18 protein-coding genes are annotated in these 15,582 nt (G+C 37.5%); 6 read left to right on the top strand and 12 right to left on the bottom strand.

All coding sequences use genetic code 11. The annotated features are described in order from the left end of the window. Positions 1-19: 19 nt before the first annotated feature. Positions 20-1,858: a translational GTPase TypA gene (gene typA, locus V7122_RS24040; RefSeq protein ID WP_335344758.1), complete on the bottom strand. Its 1,839-nt coding sequence runs from the start codon at positions 1,856-1,858 to the stop codon at positions 20-22. A 180-nt stretch (positions 1,859-2,038) separates the two neighbouring features. Between typA and V7122_RS24035 the strand changes: the two genes are divergently transcribed. Next, positions 2,039-2,224 carry a DUF5325 family protein gene (locus tag V7122_RS24035; protein ID WP_335344757.1) on the top strand — a complete coding sequence of 62 codons (186 nt, stop codon included), beginning with the start codon at positions 2,039-2,041 and terminating at the stop codon, positions 2,222-2,224. 41 nt (positions 2,225-2,265) lie between these two features. Here the strand turns inward: V7122_RS24035 and V7122_RS24030 are convergent, their stop codons facing one another. Further along, positions 2,266-3,063, bottom strand: coding sequence for an inositol monophosphatase family protein (locus V7122_RS24030; RefSeq protein WP_335344756.1), 798 nt, complete (start codon positions 3,061-3,063; stop codon positions 2,266-2,268). 274 nt (positions 3,064-3,337) lie between these two features. Continuing rightward, positions 3,338-3,532, bottom strand: a complete 195-nt coding sequence (locus V7122_RS24025; protein WP_335344755.1) for a hypothetical protein — start codon at positions 3,530-3,532, stop codon at positions 3,338-3,340. A gap of 238 nt (positions 3,533-3,770) precedes the next feature. Here V7122_RS24025 and V7122_RS24020 point away from each other — a divergent pair, with 238 nt between their 5' ends. Continuing rightward, entirely contained in the window at positions 3,771-4,391 is a 621-nt protein-coding gene (locus V7122_RS24020) for a YktB family protein (RefSeq protein ID WP_335354283.1), read from the top strand. Positions 4,392-4,464: 73 nt separating this feature from the next. Here the strand turns inward: V7122_RS24020 and V7122_RS24015 are convergent, their stop codons facing one another. Together V7122_RS24015 and V7122_RS24010 are read right to left on the bottom strand one after the other, a co-directional pair. Further along, positions 4,465-4,740 carry a UPF0223 family protein gene (locus V7122_RS24015; RefSeq protein WP_335344753.1) on the bottom strand — a complete coding sequence of 92 codons (276 nt, stop codon included), beginning with the start codon at positions 4,738-4,740 and terminating at the stop codon, positions 4,465-4,467. Between the two features lie 37 nt (positions 4,741-4,777). Further along, entirely contained in the window at positions 4,778-5,737 is a 960-nt protein-coding gene (locus V7122_RS24010; protein WP_335344752.1) for an NAD(P)H-dependent flavin oxidoreductase, read from the bottom strand. 225 nt (positions 5,738-5,962) lie between these two features. On the opposite strand from V7122_RS24010, the gene V7122_RS24005 reads away from it, so the two are divergent. Next, a complete protein-coding gene (locus V7122_RS24005) occupies positions 5,963-7,432 on the top strand; it encodes an aminotransferase class I/II-fold pyridoxal phosphate-dependent enzyme (RefSeq protein ID WP_335344751.1) in 1,470 nt (489 codons plus the stop codon). A gap of 69 nt (positions 7,433-7,501) precedes the next feature. Here V7122_RS24005 and V7122_RS24000 read toward each other — a convergent pair whose 3' ends face one another. After that, the gene (locus tag V7122_RS24000) at positions 7,502-7,630 is read right to left on the bottom strand and encodes a GapA-binding peptide SR1P (protein WP_335344750.1); all 129 of its coding nucleotides are present in this window, start codon (positions 7,628-7,630) and stop codon (positions 7,502-7,504) included. Between the two features lie 144 nt (positions 7,631-7,774). Beyond that, entirely contained in the window at positions 7,775-8,074 is a 300-nt protein-coding gene (locus tag V7122_RS23995) for a DUF3055 domain-containing protein (protein ID WP_335354284.1), read from the bottom strand. 322 nt (positions 8,075-8,396) lie between these two features. Between V7122_RS23995 and V7122_RS23990 the strand changes: the two genes are divergently transcribed. Both V7122_RS23990 and V7122_RS23985 read left to right on the top strand, forming a co-directional pair. Then, entirely contained in the window at positions 8,397-8,831 is a 435-nt protein-coding gene (locus V7122_RS23990) for a DUF1885 family protein (RefSeq protein ID WP_335354288.1), read from the top strand. A gap of 73 nt (positions 8,832-8,904) precedes the next feature. Beyond that, positions 8,905-9,246: a hypothetical protein gene (locus V7122_RS23985; protein WP_335354285.1), complete on the top strand. Its 342-nt coding sequence runs from the start codon at positions 8,905-8,907 to the stop codon at positions 9,244-9,246. A 24-nt stretch (positions 9,247-9,270) separates the two neighbouring features. Here V7122_RS23985 and V7122_RS23980 read toward each other — a convergent pair whose 3' ends face one another. Beyond that, on the bottom strand, positions 9,271-9,513 hold the full coding sequence (locus tag V7122_RS23980; RefSeq protein ID WP_335354286.1) for a hypothetical protein: 243 nt from the start codon (positions 9,511-9,513) through the stop codon (positions 9,271-9,273). Between the two features lie 245 nt (positions 9,514-9,758). Between V7122_RS23980 and V7122_RS23975 the strand changes: the two genes are divergently transcribed. Next, the gene (locus tag V7122_RS23975; protein WP_335354287.1) at positions 9,759-10,148 is read left to right on the top strand and encodes a small peptidoglycan-associated lipoprotein; all 390 of its coding nucleotides are present in this window, start codon (positions 9,759-9,761) and stop codon (positions 10,146-10,148) included. A 62-nt stretch (positions 10,149-10,210) separates the two neighbouring features. Here V7122_RS23975 and lpdA read toward each other — a convergent pair whose 3' ends face one another. From lpdA to pdhA, 4 genes are all read right to left on the bottom strand, one after another. Further along, complete coding sequence (gene lpdA, locus V7122_RS23970; RefSeq protein WP_335348406.1) at positions 10,211-11,620, bottom strand: dihydrolipoyl dehydrogenase; 1,410 nt, start codon at positions 11,618-11,620, stop codon at positions 10,211-10,213. A gap of 3 nt (positions 11,621-11,623) precedes the next feature. Beyond that, the gene (locus V7122_RS23965; protein ID WP_335348407.1) at positions 11,624-12,922 is read right to left on the bottom strand and encodes a dihydrolipoamide acetyltransferase family protein; all 1,299 of its coding nucleotides are present in this window, start codon (positions 12,920-12,922) and stop codon (positions 11,624-11,626) included. Between the two features lie 128 nt (positions 12,923-13,050). Further along, complete coding sequence (locus V7122_RS23960) at positions 13,051-14,028, bottom strand: alpha-ketoacid dehydrogenase subunit beta (RefSeq protein WP_335348408.1); 978 nt, start codon at positions 14,026-14,028, stop codon at positions 13,051-13,053. Between the two features lie 3 nt (positions 14,029-14,031). After that, a complete protein-coding gene (gene pdhA / locus V7122_RS23955; RefSeq protein ID WP_335348409.1) occupies positions 14,032-15,153 on the bottom strand; it encodes a pyruvate dehydrogenase (acetyl-transferring) E1 component subunit alpha in 1,122 nt (373 codons plus the stop codon). Positions 15,154-15,582 lie beyond the last annotated feature (429 nt).

Here is a 15,582-nt window from a genome sequence, read left to right as displayed (position 1 = left end):
TCTCCCCCTTAAAAGTTTTTTAGCTCATTTCAGCATATTTTTTCTTTTTCGCAATTCTTTCACGTTCATTTTTATCAAGGATTTTTTTACGTAAACGAATTGATTCTGGTGTTACTTCACAATATTCATCTTCGTTTAAATATTCTAAAGCTTCTTCAAGCGTCATAATACGCGGCTTCTTCATTGTTGTCGTTTGTTCTTTCGTTGCAGAGCGAACATTTGTAGCTTGCTTAACTTTCGTAATATTAACTGTGAGGTCACTTTCACGATTGTGCTCCCCGACAATCATTCCTTCATAAATTTCCGTTCCTGGCTCGACAAAGATTGTTCCACGATCCTCTACCTGCATTATCCCATAGGTTGAAGACTTTCCGCTTTCCATGGAGACGAGAACACCTTGACGTCTTCCGCCGACCTGTCCTTGTGCCATTGGCTGATAGCTATCAAAAGTATGATTGATGATTCCGTAACCGCGTGTTAATGTTAGGAATTCAGTTGTGTAACCAATTAGCCCACGGGCTGGAACATTAAAGATTAAGCGTACTTGACCATTCCCATTATTAATCATATCAATCATTTCGCCTTTTCTAGCTCCAATTGATTCCATAATAGAACCTGTATGCTCTTCAGGTACATCGATTTGCACACGTTCAACAGGCTCGCATCGCACACCATCAATTTCCCTTACAATGACCTCTGGCTTGGATACTTGAAGCTCATATCCTTCACGGCGCATATTTTCAATTAATATAGATAAGTGTAATTCTCCACGGCCTGAAACAATCCACGCATCTGGAGAATCTGTATTATCGACTCGAAGACTTACATCTGTCTGCAGTTGTGAACGGAGTCTTTCTTCCACTTTTCTAGAAGTAAGGTATTTACCTTCTCTGCCGGCAAACGGACTATTGTTCACAAGAAATGTCATTTGCAATGTTGGTTCATCGATACGAAGAATTGGCAAAGCCTCTTGATGTTCAACAGGACATACGGTCTCACCAACATTGATATCCTCCATGCCTGATAGAGCAATTAAATCCCCGGAATAAGCTTCTTCAATTTCCTGGCGTTTAAGACCAAAGAAACCAAAGATTTTTGTTACCCGAAATTGTTTAATGGAACCATCTAGCTTCATTAATGCCACTTGCTGACCAACTTTAATCGTTCCACGAAACACTCGTCCTATACCAATTCTACCTACATAATCATTATAATCAAGTAAAGCTACTTGAAACTGTAAAGGTTCTTCACGATTGTCTACTGGTGCCGGAATATGATTTACTATCGCATCATATAGAGCCTGCATGTTCTCGTCTTGTTTAGATGGATCCGTACTTGCTGTACCATTGATACCTGATGCGTAGATAACCGGAAATTCAAGCTGATCTTCAGTTGCTTCCAGTTCAATAAATAAATCTAGCACCTCATCAATTACTTCCTCTGGACGGGCAAAATCACGGTCAATTTTATTGACTACAACAATCGGTGTTAAATTTTGCTCTAATGCTTTTTTAAGAACAAAGCGTGTTTGTGGCATGCAGCCTTCATAAGCATCAACGATAAGCAGAACACCATCAACCATTTTCATGATACGCTCTACCTCACCGCCAAAATCAGCGTGTCCAGGTGTATCAAGAATATTAATTTTTGTATCTTTATACTGAATCGCGGTATTTTTTGCTAAAATAGTAATTCCGCGTTCTCTTTCAATGTCACCTGAATCCATTGCACGTTCTTCAACATGCTCATTAGATCTAAAAGTGCCAGCCTGCTTAAGCAGCTGGTCAACCATTGTTGTTTTACCATGATCAACGTGAGCGATGATAGCAATATTTCGAATGTCTTCTCTAAGTTTCAAGGAAGTTCCTCCTACCTGTATTTAACAATTAACATCAATTTCACTTTTTCAAATCTATAACTGAGACATTATATCATAAATATAGTGGAAACTTAAATCGTTTTTGTGTAAAATAATTATTTGTAGACAATGTTTTTCATAAGAGGCAAAATAAACACCCAAAATGGGAGGTTACATAAAATGAAACAAATCAAATGGCCATTATTAGCTTTTGCGATTGCGGCCGCACTATGCATGATGGGAATTGGAGTTGCAATTGCTGAAAAAAGTGTTGCAGGGATTATTGGCGCAATCATATTATTAATTTTGACAATGGGCTTTGGATTTAAAACAAAGAAGAAATTGAGAGAAAGCGGACTTCTATAAGATAAAAAAACGACCGCCAAGTTTATTGGACGGTCATTTTTTTACCATTTGCCATTATTTAAATACTTCTCCATTATTTCCTGATGAAGGCCTGGTTTTGAAATAAAAACTGTATTATTTTCAAGCATGCTTAAAGCATCGCCCTTTAATGTAGTGGCAAGACCGCCAAGTTCTTCAACCAATATAATCCCAGCTGCAATATCCCATGGTGCAAGACGCATCGTGATATAAGCATCTAGCCTGCCTGAAGCAATATACGCCATCTCCAAAGCGGCAGATCCATATGAACGAGTTCCTCGTGCATCCTTCACTAATGGAGATAAGAGAGCTGGATCAATGCGTTTATTTTCAGTAACCCATGTGGCATTTATTCCAATAACGGCTTCCGAAATAGACACTTTCTCTAGCGGAGGCAATGGTAGATCATTTAGAAATACCCCGCTCCCCTTCATTGCATGATAAAGCTCATCGTGAACAACATCGTATATTAAACCAACCTTCCCAACACCGTCTTCATAAATTCCAATAGAAATTGCAAAATTCCTCTGCTGATGTATGAAGTTCATTGTCCCATCTATTGGGTCAATGATCCAAACAACACCAGTTAAATTATTTAACTTGTCACCAAAACCTTCCTCACCTAGGATTTTATGGTCGGGAAAACTTTCCTTTATTTTTTTAATGAAAAATTGCTCTGTACTTTTATCAATATCTGTTACTAAGTCATTTGCATTCGTTTTTGTTTGAATGACTAGGGTTTTACTAAAGGACCTTTTGATATTTTCTCCAGCTTCTTTAATCCATTTCGTTGCACAATTATTAATTTCTGTCCAATTCATTGTGGTTGAACCCTCCCCATCATCCCGCATACTCGCTATTTCACCTAAAGGGATATTTATTAATCATACAATAAATAACAATAGCTTAATTGAAGCAGAATGACACTTCAAGCATTATCCTTTCACAGTAGTAATAAATTTAATCGTTTATTGAAAAAACAACAAAACGAACTCCCAAATTTGGTGAAGGAGTTCGTTGTTATAGGTTAAGTCTAATTTCAATATACATTTTCTATTTTCTTTCCCCTTTACCTCTTTCATTCAGACACTTTAGTTAAAGTGCTTTAAGGCGTAAAAGTTCTTGTCTGATTTTTTCAAGTTTTTGTTTACTTTTCAATTGTAAATCTTCATTCTTATCATTCATTGCATCAAATAATGTTGCTAGTTCGTAATCTAATTCTAATCGAAGGACTGCGGTACGTTCTCTTTCGCCTGCTTTGTTTTTAACTGTGTTCATCAGTTGTTTCATAAAAATCACCCCTTTCTAAAAATCTAGTTTAAATTTTCTGACTATTATTTATTTATAATATGAGGAATTTGAGTCAGTTGCAACAAATATGTGTGAATACCTATATTTACAAAAATGCCTGAAGCATAGCGGTTTTTGTTTATGAACAGGTATGCTACAATATTTCAGAATATATTTTTTTTGATAATGACTAAGTATTTTGGATAATTAATACTGTTTAGTTTTGAGGAGGTTGCAAATGTCATTTTCAGGATTTACGAATAAAGATTTTGATGTTTTTAAGATCGATGGACTAGAGGACCGGATGGAGGCCTTAATTACTCATATACGACCAAAACTTGATGAATTAGGACAATATTTTGCTCCAATGCTTGCCATTCAGACTGGAGATGAAATGTATCCACATGTAGCCAAACATGCACGCCGGACAGTAAACCCTCCTAAGGACACCTGGGTTGCCTATGCAAGTAATCCTCGGGGTTATAAAATGCTGCCTCATTTTCAAATAGGACTTTGGGAAACACATGTTTTCATCTGGTTTGCTCTTATATATGAAGCTCCTAATAAAGAAGACTTCGGAAAAAAATTAGAAAAGAATTTAAATAAAATTTATAAACAAACTCCTAAACACTTTGTTTGGTCTGCAGATCACACTAAACCGATGGGACAGCTGCATGGAGAACTGACTAAAGAAGACTTAAAAGACATGTTTATTCGGTTACAAAAAGTAAAAAAAACGGAGATTTTATGCGGCTTACATATTCCAAGAAAAGAAGCAATAGAAATGGATCCTCATGCTTTTCTTGAAAATGCAGAATCTGTTTTTAAAACATTAATACCTTTGTATAAAATGTTTTAAACAAAAGAGAGAGAAAATAGGCAGTGGCCCCTATGGCTTTTTTAGGCGGCCACATGCCATTATTCACATTTTTTTATTTCTTAATTCTAACCTCTTTTCCTGCTTCTGACTCTTTTACAGCCTTTAATGTATGATATGCTGAAAAGCCGCTTACCTCTTCAAACTCATTGCAAATATTTCGTTCCTGGGCTTTACCTGGAACGATTTCTTTAAATCTTCTATACGCATCTAAATATTTTTCACGGTTTACACCTTTCCCATAGATCTCCTCAACTAACTGAAAGTAATGAATAACATCAATTATTTCATCTGTTGACCAATCTGGGTCAATTGGGTATTGGTATTCCATTTCTGTCACCTCTTTTGCCTAAAACATTATTTATGTATTACATTGTCCATTTTTTGCGAATACTCTCTCCATCTGAGATCATTCGACTAAATAGTTCTTGTACAGTTGGAACATCATTAATTAGTCCCATTACTTGCCCTGCCCAAGCAAATCCTTCTTCCTCTATCCCTTCGTGAATATATTTTTTATTAGCCTTCCCGCTAATCAAGTCTTTCAATTGCTCAAAGCCGCCATTTTGCTCCTCAATTGCTAGAATTTTCTCTGTCCATGAATTAGAAATGACTCTGGCCGGAGCCCCTATTGTTTTTTTAATAACAACAGTATCATTTTCACTTCCTTCGACAAGCCTTTTTTTATAGATGTCTGATGCATGAATACACTCCTTAGTCGCAATAAATCTCGTTCCCATTTCAATGCCCTCTGCACCAAGGCTAAGGGCCGCCATAAGCCCCCTGCCATCCCCAATCCCTCCTGAAGCGATTACAGGGATGGAAACTGCATCTACGACTTGAGGGGTTAATACGAACGTTCCAATATCGTCTCGTCCTAAATGACCTCCCCCCTCTTGTCCGACAACCATAACCGCATCTGCACCAAGCTCTTCAGCTTTCACTGCCTGCCTTTTTGCCGCAACGAGAACTAGCTTTTTCACATTTACCCCTTTTAATTGCTCAAAAATGGGAGCTGGGTTTCCACCAGTCATCGAAATAACAGGAACCTCTTCCTCAATCGCCACATCTAAATAGTGTGAAAATGGCCTGCCATGCTGCCCGATGGCAAAATTAACACCAAATGGCTGATTCGTCAATATCTTCACTTTTCGAATTTCTTCTCTTAAAGCATCCGGGCTTTCTAATGACATTGCCGTTACTTGTCCAAGTCCTCCAGCATTCGAAACAGCAGCTGCTAAATCTGAGTAAGCAAGATGGGCAAGCCCTCCCTGTATGATCGGGTATTTAATGTTTAATAATTCTGTTACTCTTGTATTCCAGTTCATAAAAAAACCTCCTTCAAACCCTTATGTATGTTAACTTCTATTTTACTGTTATATTTTCCTGTTAACATCTAAAACTAAAGAAGATAAGATAATTTTCTCCTAAAAAAAATAATACGATTATTACTCATCAAATTTTCTATGCAAAGAAAGGGAATAGTGCTATAATTCAAATGTTTTATGACTTTTTGTGATGCAAAATTATAATTAAAGAGGTGTGGAAATACATTGTCACAATTAGAAACACCGTTATTTAGCGGCTTACTTGCACATGCTAAAAAAAATCCAATTCAATTTCATATACCAGGCCATAAAAAAGGAGCGGGAATTGATCCCGAATTCAGAGAATTCATTGGCCACAACGCACTTTCAATAGACCTTATTAATATCGGTCCTCTTGATGATCTTCATCAGCCTAAGGGTATGATTAAAGAGGCTCAAGATTTAGCTGCAGAAGCTTTTGGTGCAGACAGAACCTTCTTCTCTGTACAAGGAACAAGCGGAGCAATTATGACAATGGTCATGGCCGTTTGCGGACCTGGAGAAAAAATAATTGTTCCAAGAAATGTTCATAAATCAGTCATGTCAGCGATTGTTTTTTCGGGTGCAACCCCGATATTTATTCATCCCGAAATCGATAAAGAACTTGGGATCTCTCACGGAATTACAACCGAATCTGTCTCGAGGGCTCTTGAACAGCACCCTGATGCAAAAGGAGTTCTCGTCATTAACCCAACCTATTTCGGAATTTCGGCTGACTTGAAGAAAATTGTTGAAATTGCTCATTCATATCAAGTCCCCGTTCTTGTAGATGAAGCGCACGGTGTTCACATTCATTTTCATGATGAATTACCGCTATCCGCCATGCAAGCAGGCGCTGATTTAGCAGCAACTAGTGTTCATAAGCTTGGCGGATCGATGACACAAAGCTCGATATTAAATATGCGTGGAAACCTTGTTTCAGCCAAAAGGGTACAGACCATTCTAAGTATGCTTACGACAACATCAACATCCTATTTATTGCTTGCCTCCTTGGATGTTGCTAGGAAACGCCTAGTTAATGAAGGAAAAGAATTAATCGATAAAACAATAGAACTTTCACAGTCTATACGCCGGCGCATAAATGAAATTGAGCATGTCTATTGTGTTGGAGAAGAAATCCTTGAGTCTGATGCTGCACATGGCTATGATCCAACAAAGCTGATTATTTCTGTTAAGGATCTTGGGTTAAATGGGTTTGATGTAGAAAAGTGGCTACGTGAAAAGTACAATATTGAAGTCGAAATGTCTGACCTATATAATATCCTTTGTATTATTACGCCTGGAGATACTGAATATGAGGGGGATATGTTAGTAAAGGCGCTTCAAGAATTATCTGCGGAAAGACACGGATTAACTGAAAAGCTTGATACTCAGGTATTATTGCCTGATATTCCTGTATTGGCCGTTTCTCCTCGCGATGCCTTCTATGCTGAAACTGAACTCGTTCCTTTTGATGAATCAGAAGGAAGAATCATTGCAGAATTTATTATGGTCTATCCTCCTGGTATTCCTATTTTTATTCCGGGAGAAATCATAACGAAAGAAAATCTTACTTATATTAAAACAAACATGGAAGCTGGCCTTCCTGTTCAAGGGCCAGAAGATTATGATTTTAAATATTTGCGAGTGATTAAAGAGTATAAAGCTATCAGATAGAAAAGAAATTCAAAGAAAAACCTTCCCGAAATAAATTGGGAAGGTTTTATTTATAAACGAAATTTATTATTATATTTCTTCTTGATGATGGCTTCCCTCACAGCAGCTGCAATCTGCCTTGGAATATAGAACTGTTACTTTCTCATCTTCGAAATAATCAATTGTAGAATTACACGCTTGGCATACAATTGTACCCATTCTTTCATTCCCCTTTGTAATTAAGATCAATTTGAAAACGCTTAATCATCGTTAATTACATAATAATATAACACAATTGTTTTATCAAGGGTTAATTGTATGTCACATTAAGAAATAAAACAGGCTATTTTCAGCCTGTTCTTCTCATTCATATTGGGTATGGAAAGTAGTCGCTGGTAAGGTGAGCTTAAAAAATTCACATAAGTCTTCTGCTTGGTGGCGATTATCCAATTTAAAGGCGTGTTGCAAATGTTCAGCATCTTCGAGGTCCTTAGGGTCGAGGAGTGTGGAGCGGCCAGTTTGCATACATACAACAAGAGGTTTTCCGAAAAATAAATTTGTAAACACAATCCCAAAATCATAGCGTGTTAGTTCAGTAGTAAAACCAACAAATCGGACCTTCACATTTTCATGCTCATCATAGAGCTTTTCAAATAGATCCATATTACTCCTCCTTTAATTTTAATATTTAGAATATTATTATAATTTAAATTCAGTTGCATTACAAGGTTTTTGTGAAAAATCTTTGTTAAAGCTGTTATTCGTTTTTATTCAGTGCTAGAATGAAAGGGAAAGTATTATAAGAAAAGCGGAAGCGCCTTGCCCACCCCCGACAAGCACAAGACGAGCCTCACGGAAAGGTGTTCTTTACCTTTTTGTGAGGATTGGCTTGTGACCTTGAGGGGGTAGGCGCTGAAGCTAGACAGTTCTCAAATTCGAGAAAAGTTATACTTTCTTATCTTTTGAAAAAATGGGGGGATGGATGTTGGCAAGTAACGCATACATAAAACTCGTGCCTTCATCAGAAAAAGAACATATTACGACAGATGAAGTAAAAGAATTATTTCAATACTATAAAGCCATTACTGCGAAAACAGGTGACCAAGTTGATTGGAAGTACAATGAAGCTGCTTTTCCATATGAAATAAAAGAAAAACCCGAGGGAAAAGGGAAATGGTTCTATCTGCACTCCAACAATGACAGGTATCACACAATTTTACTAGGAATAGACCAAGAAACAATTCGGAACGAAGATGGATCCGATCGGGAACAATCATATATTCAAGTAACGTTGCCGGAATCAGCTACATTCGGCGATAAAGGGAAAGCTAACGAGTTTTGCCGCTATTTAGCAAAGAAGCTAAAAGGCGAATTGCATTTATTCAATGGAAGAGTTATGTATTTTTATCCCAGAAAATAATAGAAAATAGTAAATAAATAGAAGAACAGCAAAAGGCTGTTCTTCTATTTTGCAATCTAATGAGGTGAATAAATTGTTAACAAAAAAAATAATTTTCTTTGGAGTATTAGCTCTTGTCATCACTTTAAGTACTCCTATTATTTTCGTCTCCTATTTCGAGACAAAACCTGCACAATTAAGTCAGGACATTTTATTTGGCGGACCTTTTCCTTTCGCTGAACAACGGAATTCTCTGCCTGAAGCTGAACATGATTACCCTTTAGAATTAAAGTTTACCTCTCCTCTTGAGAAAGAAACAAACTTTAAGGTAATACCCTTCCTATTTTCGTTTATTTGTTTTTATCTATTTTTCTTCTCTTTATACTACATCATTTCTAGATTTTTCAGTGGACGTCAATTAAAAGAGCCAAAATAAGGGCTCTTTTTCCCTTCCCTCAGCTCAAACTCCCATTAAAGTCATTGTAAAATGAAACGATGCATATAAAGACAAGCTAAGTGCTGTAACAAAGAATGTTTTTTTTACTGATCTCACAATGTAATTTCCAATGATGATAGCTAAATATAAAAATACGAAGAACATCAGTACTTTAAAAATAAGCTGATCGTACCTCGATAGCCACTCAATAAAGGTGTAGCCGCTCCATATAATTAGCTGCAGCAGCAATGCAGTATATACCTTCATTTTTCCACCACCAGATTTGTTATTTCATATCTCTTATTAGCAAAAATTGATTGAGAGCCAAGTTCCAAAGATATATGTCTAAGTAATATATGTTGAACCTGCTCATCTTATTTTTCATTTCTGTAACATTTAGGTGACAAGTCACTAATATCCATTTTTTATGATAAAATACTTATTAATCTCTAATAATTGGATAATTAAACTTAAGTAACTGATACAAATAATGAAAAAGTGAGGAATAGAATATGAAAGTGTTTTTGCTTTTTTTCATAGCCTCTTTCTTGTTTATTACCTCATGCAATCATTTTAAACCTCAAGATGAACTGATTTTTGATAATAATAGAAAGCAAATTATTTTCTTTTCAAATGAAAAGGATTATGAAGAGGAAGCCTCCTACTATGATGCGATTATCGAGCTAAAGAAGGAATTTCCAGACGAAATTAAAAATATGAAAATTATCTCAAGCGACAAAGCCAAAAGATATTATGAAGCATTTGATGTCCAGAGCAGCCCCACTATCTTAATCATTCATCAAGAAAAAGTAATCGTCAAAATTAAGGGTGATACTTCAACAGAACAAATAATCAAACCTTTATCAGATGCCTTAAAAAGTGAATGGTCGACAAGCAATTAACGTATAGTCCTATACATATAAAAAAGTCCTTTTCCAATTGGAAAAGGACTTTTCTGATTATGTTATTTAATAATATGGATCGGACTGCCTAGTGCAACTTCTGCAGCTTCCATTGTAATTTCGCCTAATGTTGGGTGAGCATGAATGGTCATTGCAAGATCTTCAGCCGTCATACCCGCTTCAATAGCTAAGCCTAATTCTGCAATCATATCTGATGCACTTGCTCCAGCAATTTGAGCACCAATCACCAAGCCATCTTCTTTACGTGTGATTAGCTTAACAAACCCATCTGTTGCATCTAACGCAAGTGCACGGCCATTTGCCGCAAATGGGAATTTAGAGGCAATTACCTCAATACCTTCTTCCTTAGCTTGCTGTTCAGTATAACCTACTGAAGCAAGTTCTGGATCAGAGAATACGACTGCAGGAATCCCTAGATAATCAATTTCAGAGCTATGTCCTGCAATGGCTTCAGCAGCAATTTTCCCTTCGTATGAGGCTTTATGTGCTAATTGAGGACCTGCAACAACATCACCAATTGCATAAATATTGCTGATATTCGTACGGCATTGCTTATCTATTTCTATTACGCCGCGGTCACTCATTTTTATGCCTACTTGCTCTAAGCCTAATTCGTCAGTATTTGGGCGTCTTCCTACCATAACGAAGAGATAATCTGCTTCAAGAGTTTTCTCTTCACCTTTAACCTCATACTTCACAGTGACACCATTTTCACTCTCTTCAACACCTTTTGCAAGTGCTTTCGTGATAAATTCGGCACCTTTTTTCTTAAGGTTACGTTTGACAAGAGCCGTCATTTGCTTTTCAAAACCAAGGAGGATATCATCTGCGCCTTCAAGGATTGTTACCTGTGTTCCGAAATTCGCATAAGCACCGCCAAGTTCAATTCCAATTACCCCGCCGCCAATAACAACGATTTTTTCAGGGATTTCTTGAAGAGAAAGTGCCCCTGTTGAATCTAGAACACGTTTTGAATATTTAAATGTTGGAAGCTCAATTGGACGTGAACCTGTTGCAATGATTGCATTTTTAAAGGTATACGTTTGCGCTGAGTTTTCATCCATAACACGGAGAGTGTTGGCATCAACAAAATATGCTTCACCACGTACAATATCAATTTTATTTCCTTTTAATAGACCTTCCACACCGCCAGTAAGTTTTTTCACTACACCGGCTTTAAATTCCTGTACCTTTGTAAAATCAACAGTTACATTCTCAGCTGTAATCCCAATTGAATCAGAATGCTTAGCTGTTTCATAACGGTGTCCTGCAGCAATCAATGCTTTAGATGGGATACATCCCACGTTTAAGCAAACACCGCCTAAATTTGCCTTTTCAACGATAGTCACTTTCTGGCCGAGCTGTGCTGCACGAATAGCAGCCACATACCCGCCAGGACCTGAGCCAATGACAATTGTATCTGTTTCGATTGGGAAATCTCCTACTACCATGTTTTATGCCTCCATTAACAATAGTTCAGGATCGTTTAATAAACGTTTAATATGATTTAACGCATTCTGGGCAGTTGCGCCATCAATGATGCGATGGTCAAAGCTTAATGATAATGTTAATACTGGAGCTGCAACAATTTCACCGTCTTTTACAATTGCCTTTTCCGAAATACGTCCAATGCCTAAAATAGCAACTTCTGGGTGATTGATAACAGGGGTAAACCATTGTCCGCCTGCTGATCCAATATTTGTAATTGTGCAGGAAGCCCCTTTCATTTCCTCAGAAGATAACTTGCCATCACGCGCTTTTGCAGCAAGCTCACTAATTTCATTTGAAATTGCAAACATAGATTTACGATCAGCATCTTTTACAACTGGTACTAAAAGACCCTTTTCAGTGTCTGCTGCTATACCAATATTGTAATAATGCTTTTGTATAATTTCTTGTGCGGCGTCATCAATTGATGTATTCAATACTGGGTATTCACGTAAAGCACTTGTTAATGCCTTCACTACATATGGAAGGAACGTTAACTTAATTCCTTTATTTGCAGCAACTTCTTTGAACTTTTTACGATGAGCTACAAGCTTTGTCACTTCAATTTCATCCATTAAAGTCACGTGTGGAGCTGTATGTTTTGAGTTTACCATCGCTTTTGCAATTGCTTTACGGATGCCGCTCATTTTTTCGCGAGTTTCAGGGTATTGCCCTTGTGGAATAACTTTTTGAACTGGAGCAGCTGCCACTTCTTCAGGTGCTGCCGTTGTTTCTTGTTCTTGAGCCACTGGTTGCTGGACTTGAACTCCCCCGCTTAAGAACGAATCAATGTCGGTTTTTAAGACCCGGCCATTATTACCGCTTCCCGCTACTTGCTGAATATCAACACCTTTATCACGAGCATATTTCCGAACAGAAGGCATCGCGATAATTCGGCGGTCAGATTTAGCACTTGTTTGAGTTTCGGCTTGATTTACTTCAGCTTCACCCGTTTTCTCTGGAGCTTGATCTGCGGGCTTATCATCTTCTTGATGTTCATCGCCTTTGAATTTTAAATTTTCATATCCAGGCGCATCAAATGTAATAAGAACTTGGCCAACAGTTGCAACAGTTCCTTCCCCGACTAAAATTTCTTCAACCGTTCCTTTAACAGGTGAAGGAATTTCTACAACTGCTTTATCATTCTGAACTTCGCATAATACATCATCTTCTTGTACTTTATCGCCTGCTTTAACGAACCACTTAACTATTTCCCCTTCGTGGATCCCTTCACCAATGTCAGGCAATTTAAATTGAAATGACATTTAGAATCATCCTCCTACACTAACAATATAAGGAAGGACAGAAGCTGGAAAGAAGAAAATCGGTATTTGTACCGATTTTCTATTACTTCCTTCATTCTCCCCTTCGAAAGAACATAATTACCTGCTTTTTAGAAAGTTAATACTTTCTTACCAGTTTCAATAATATCCTTATAGTTTGGAAGCCAAACTGTTTCAGCTTGCGGGAATGCAAAAACTGTATCCGGCGCTGCAACGCGAAGGACAGGAGCTTCAAGACTTAAGATTGCACGGTCATTTATTTCTGCTACAACATTAGCAGCAATACCAGCCTGTTTTTGAGCCTCTTGAACGACAATCGCACGTCCTGTTTTTTCAACCGATGCAATAATAGTATCAATATCAATTGGTGATACTGTACGTAAATCGATTACCTCTGCAGAATAGCCTTCTTTTTCCAATTCTTCAGCAGCCTTTAATGCTTCATGCACCATTGCTCCATACGTAATGATCGACAAGTCTTTTCCTTCACGCTTCACTTCAGCTTTACCTAATGGAATTGTGTACTCTTCCTCAGGTACTTCTTGACGGAAAGAACGGTATAATTTCATATGCTCAAGGAAAATGACTGGGTCATTATCACGAATGGCAGAAATTAAAAGCCCTTTTGCATCATAAGGTGTTGATGGAATGACAACCTTTACCCCAGGCTGTTGAGCCATTAACCCTTCCAAGCTGTCAGCATGCATTTCTGGAGTATGTACGCCTCCCCCAAAAGGTGAACGAATAGTCACAGGCGCATTATATCTCCCTCCAGAACGATAGCGCATACGTGCCAGCTGTCCAGAAATAGAATCCATTACTTCATATACGAATCCGAAAAATTGAATTTCAGGTACTGGACGGAAGCCTTGTAAGCTAAGACCAACCGCAAGGCCGCCGATTCCAGATTCAGCTAGAGGTGTATCAAATACACGCTCTTCGCCGAATTCATTTTGAAGGCCTTCAGTAGCACGGAACACGCCACCGTTTACGCCCACATCTTCTCCGAATACAAGAACATTCGGATCATTTTGCAATTCTGTGCGTAAGGCATCAGTAATTGCCTGAATCATTGTCATTTGCGCCATAGCTTACTTCGACTCCTTTTCTTTATATATTTCATATTGTTCTTTTAAGTTATAAGGCATTCCTGCTTCTTCATGCATGATTGAAATGAGATCAGTTACTTTTTGTTTAGGTGTATCATCTGCTTGTTTTATCGCAACTTTAATATCTTCTTTAGCTTTTTCAATTGTTTCATTTTCCATTTCTTCATTCCAAATTCCTTTATCCTCTAAGAACTTGCGGAAACGGACAAGCGGGTCTTTCTTTTCCCACTCATTATCAAGATCAGCTGTACGGTAGCGTGTAGGATCGTCTCCTGCCATCGTATGAGGACCATATCGGTAAGTTAGGGTCTCAATTAATGTTGGGCCTTCCCCATTGATTGCACGCTCACGCGCTTCTCGTACAGCCACATAAACAGCCAATGGATCCATTCCATCAACCTGAATTCCTGGAATTCCAGCTGCAACAGCTTTTTGAGCAAGTGTTTTAGCTGCAGTTTGTAAAGAAACTGGAGTAGAAATAGCGAATCTATTATTTTGAACAATAAAAATTGCTGGAGCCCCATAAGAACCTGCAAAGTTAATTCCCTCATAGAAGTCACCTTGCGAAGTACCGCCATCTCCTGTATAAGTCACAGCAACTGCTTTTGTTCCACGTTTTTTCATTCCTAGTGCTACCCCTGCTGCTTGAATGTATTGAGCACCGATAATAATTTGCGGAGCTATAACATTTACACCTTCTGGAATATTCCCACCCTCATAGTGTCCTCTTGACCATAAGAAAGCTTGAGATAATGGCAGACCATGCCAAATCATTTGCGGAACATCACGATACCCAGGAAGAATAAAATCTTCTTTCTCTAAAGCAAATTGGGAAGCTAATTGAGAAGCCTCTTGTCCTGCTGTTGGTGCATAAAACCCAAGTCTTCCTTGTCTATTTAAAGAAATAGAGCGTTGATCTAGTATGCGTGTATATACCATCCGACGCATTAATTCCTGAAGCTGCTCATCACTTAAATCAGGCATTGCAGATTCATTTACTACTTTTCCTTCCTCATTAAGAATTTGAAACGTTTGAAATTGTTCTTCAACATTTTCAAGCTGCTTCTTAACATCTAATTGTGCCAATCTTGTATTAGAAGCCATACGAGTCACCCTTTCCATTATTTTAAAAGAGACTTAATAATATGAGTACAATACAATTTCTAGATTGCCCAAAACTAAGTTAAAATAGAAAGCCAAAGCAGAGTGAATTGTATTTGGTAAAAAAAGAAAATATTCAGAAATAAATAATTGCCTAGATTCCCTGCTTCATTAGGTTTCCATTTTCTTAAGTTTATAACTTCTATTGTTGTTAACTCATATTCTATCTTATTCTGTATCAATTAAATTTGCAACAGAATTGATACACATTTCTATCAATGATTTTAAGTTTAAATCACATTATTTCTCCCGTCAACTACTTGATATTAAGTTTTTACAACGTTTTCACGTTTTTTAAGTAATTCCCTTCTATAAATTCTGTATTATAATTCTTCGTATCCTGTTCTATAAAAAAACGAAACACTTTCAGTG

Origin of the sequence: Bacillus sp. JJ1532, from assembly GCF_036965085.1 — a bacterium.
Lineage (GTDB): Bacteria > Bacillota > Bacilli > Bacillales > Cytobacillaceae > Cytobacillus.
This window is presented reverse-complemented; position numbering and strand designations above follow the sequence as displayed.

Excerpts from the sequence above, each read along its gene's own strand:
- V7122_RS24035 (WP_335344757.1), top strand. The coding sequence starts at position 2,039 with ATGAAACAAATCAAATGGCCATTATTAGCTTTTGCGATTGCGGCCGCA.
- V7122_RS23965 (WP_335348407.1), bottom strand. The coding sequence starts at position 12,922 with ATGTCATTTCAATTTAAATTGCCTGACATTGGTGAAGGGATCCACGAA.
- pdhA (WP_335348409.1), bottom strand. The coding sequence starts at position 15,153 with ATGGCTTCTAATACAAGATTGGCACAATTAGATGTTAAGAAGCAGCTT.
- V7122_RS23995 (WP_335354284.1), bottom strand. The coding sequence starts at position 8,074 with ATGGATCTATTTGAAAAGCTCTATGATGAGCATGAAAATGTGAAGGTC.
- V7122_RS24030 (WP_335344756.1), bottom strand. The coding sequence starts at position 3,063 with ATGAATTGGACAGAAATTAATAATTGTGCAACGAAATGGATTAAAGAA.
- V7122_RS23960 (WP_335348408.1), bottom strand. The coding sequence starts at position 14,028 with ATGGCGCAAATGACAATGATTCAGGCAATTACTGATGCCTTACGCACA.
- V7122_RS23975 (WP_335354287.1), top strand. The coding sequence starts at position 9,759 with ATGAAAGTGTTTTTGCTTTTTTTCATAGCCTCTTTCTTGTTTATTACC.
- V7122_RS24015 (WP_335344753.1), bottom strand. The coding sequence starts at position 4,740 with ATGGAATACCAATACCCAATTGACCCAGATTGGTCAACAGATGAAATA.
- V7122_RS24010 (WP_335344752.1), bottom strand. The coding sequence starts at position 5,737 with ATGAACTGGAATACAAGAGTAACAGAATTATTAAACATTAAATACCCG.
- V7122_RS24020 (WP_335354283.1), top strand. The coding sequence starts at position 3,771 with ATGTCATTTTCAGGATTTACGAATAAAGATTTTGATGTTTTTAAGATC.
- V7122_RS24000 (WP_335344750.1), bottom strand. The coding sequence starts at position 7,630 with ATGGGTACAATTGTATGCCAAGCGTGTAATTCTACAATTGATTATTTC.
- V7122_RS23980 (WP_335354286.1), bottom strand. The coding sequence starts at position 9,513 with ATGAAGGTATATACTGCATTGCTGCTGCAGCTAATTATATGGAGCGGC.
- V7122_RS24025 (WP_335344755.1), bottom strand. The coding sequence starts at position 3,532 with ATGAAACAACTGATGAACACAGTTAAAAACAAAGCAGGCGAAAGAGAA.
- lpdA (WP_335348406.1), bottom strand. The coding sequence starts at position 11,620 with ATGGTAGTAGGAGATTTCCCAATCGAAACAGATACAATTGTCATTGGC.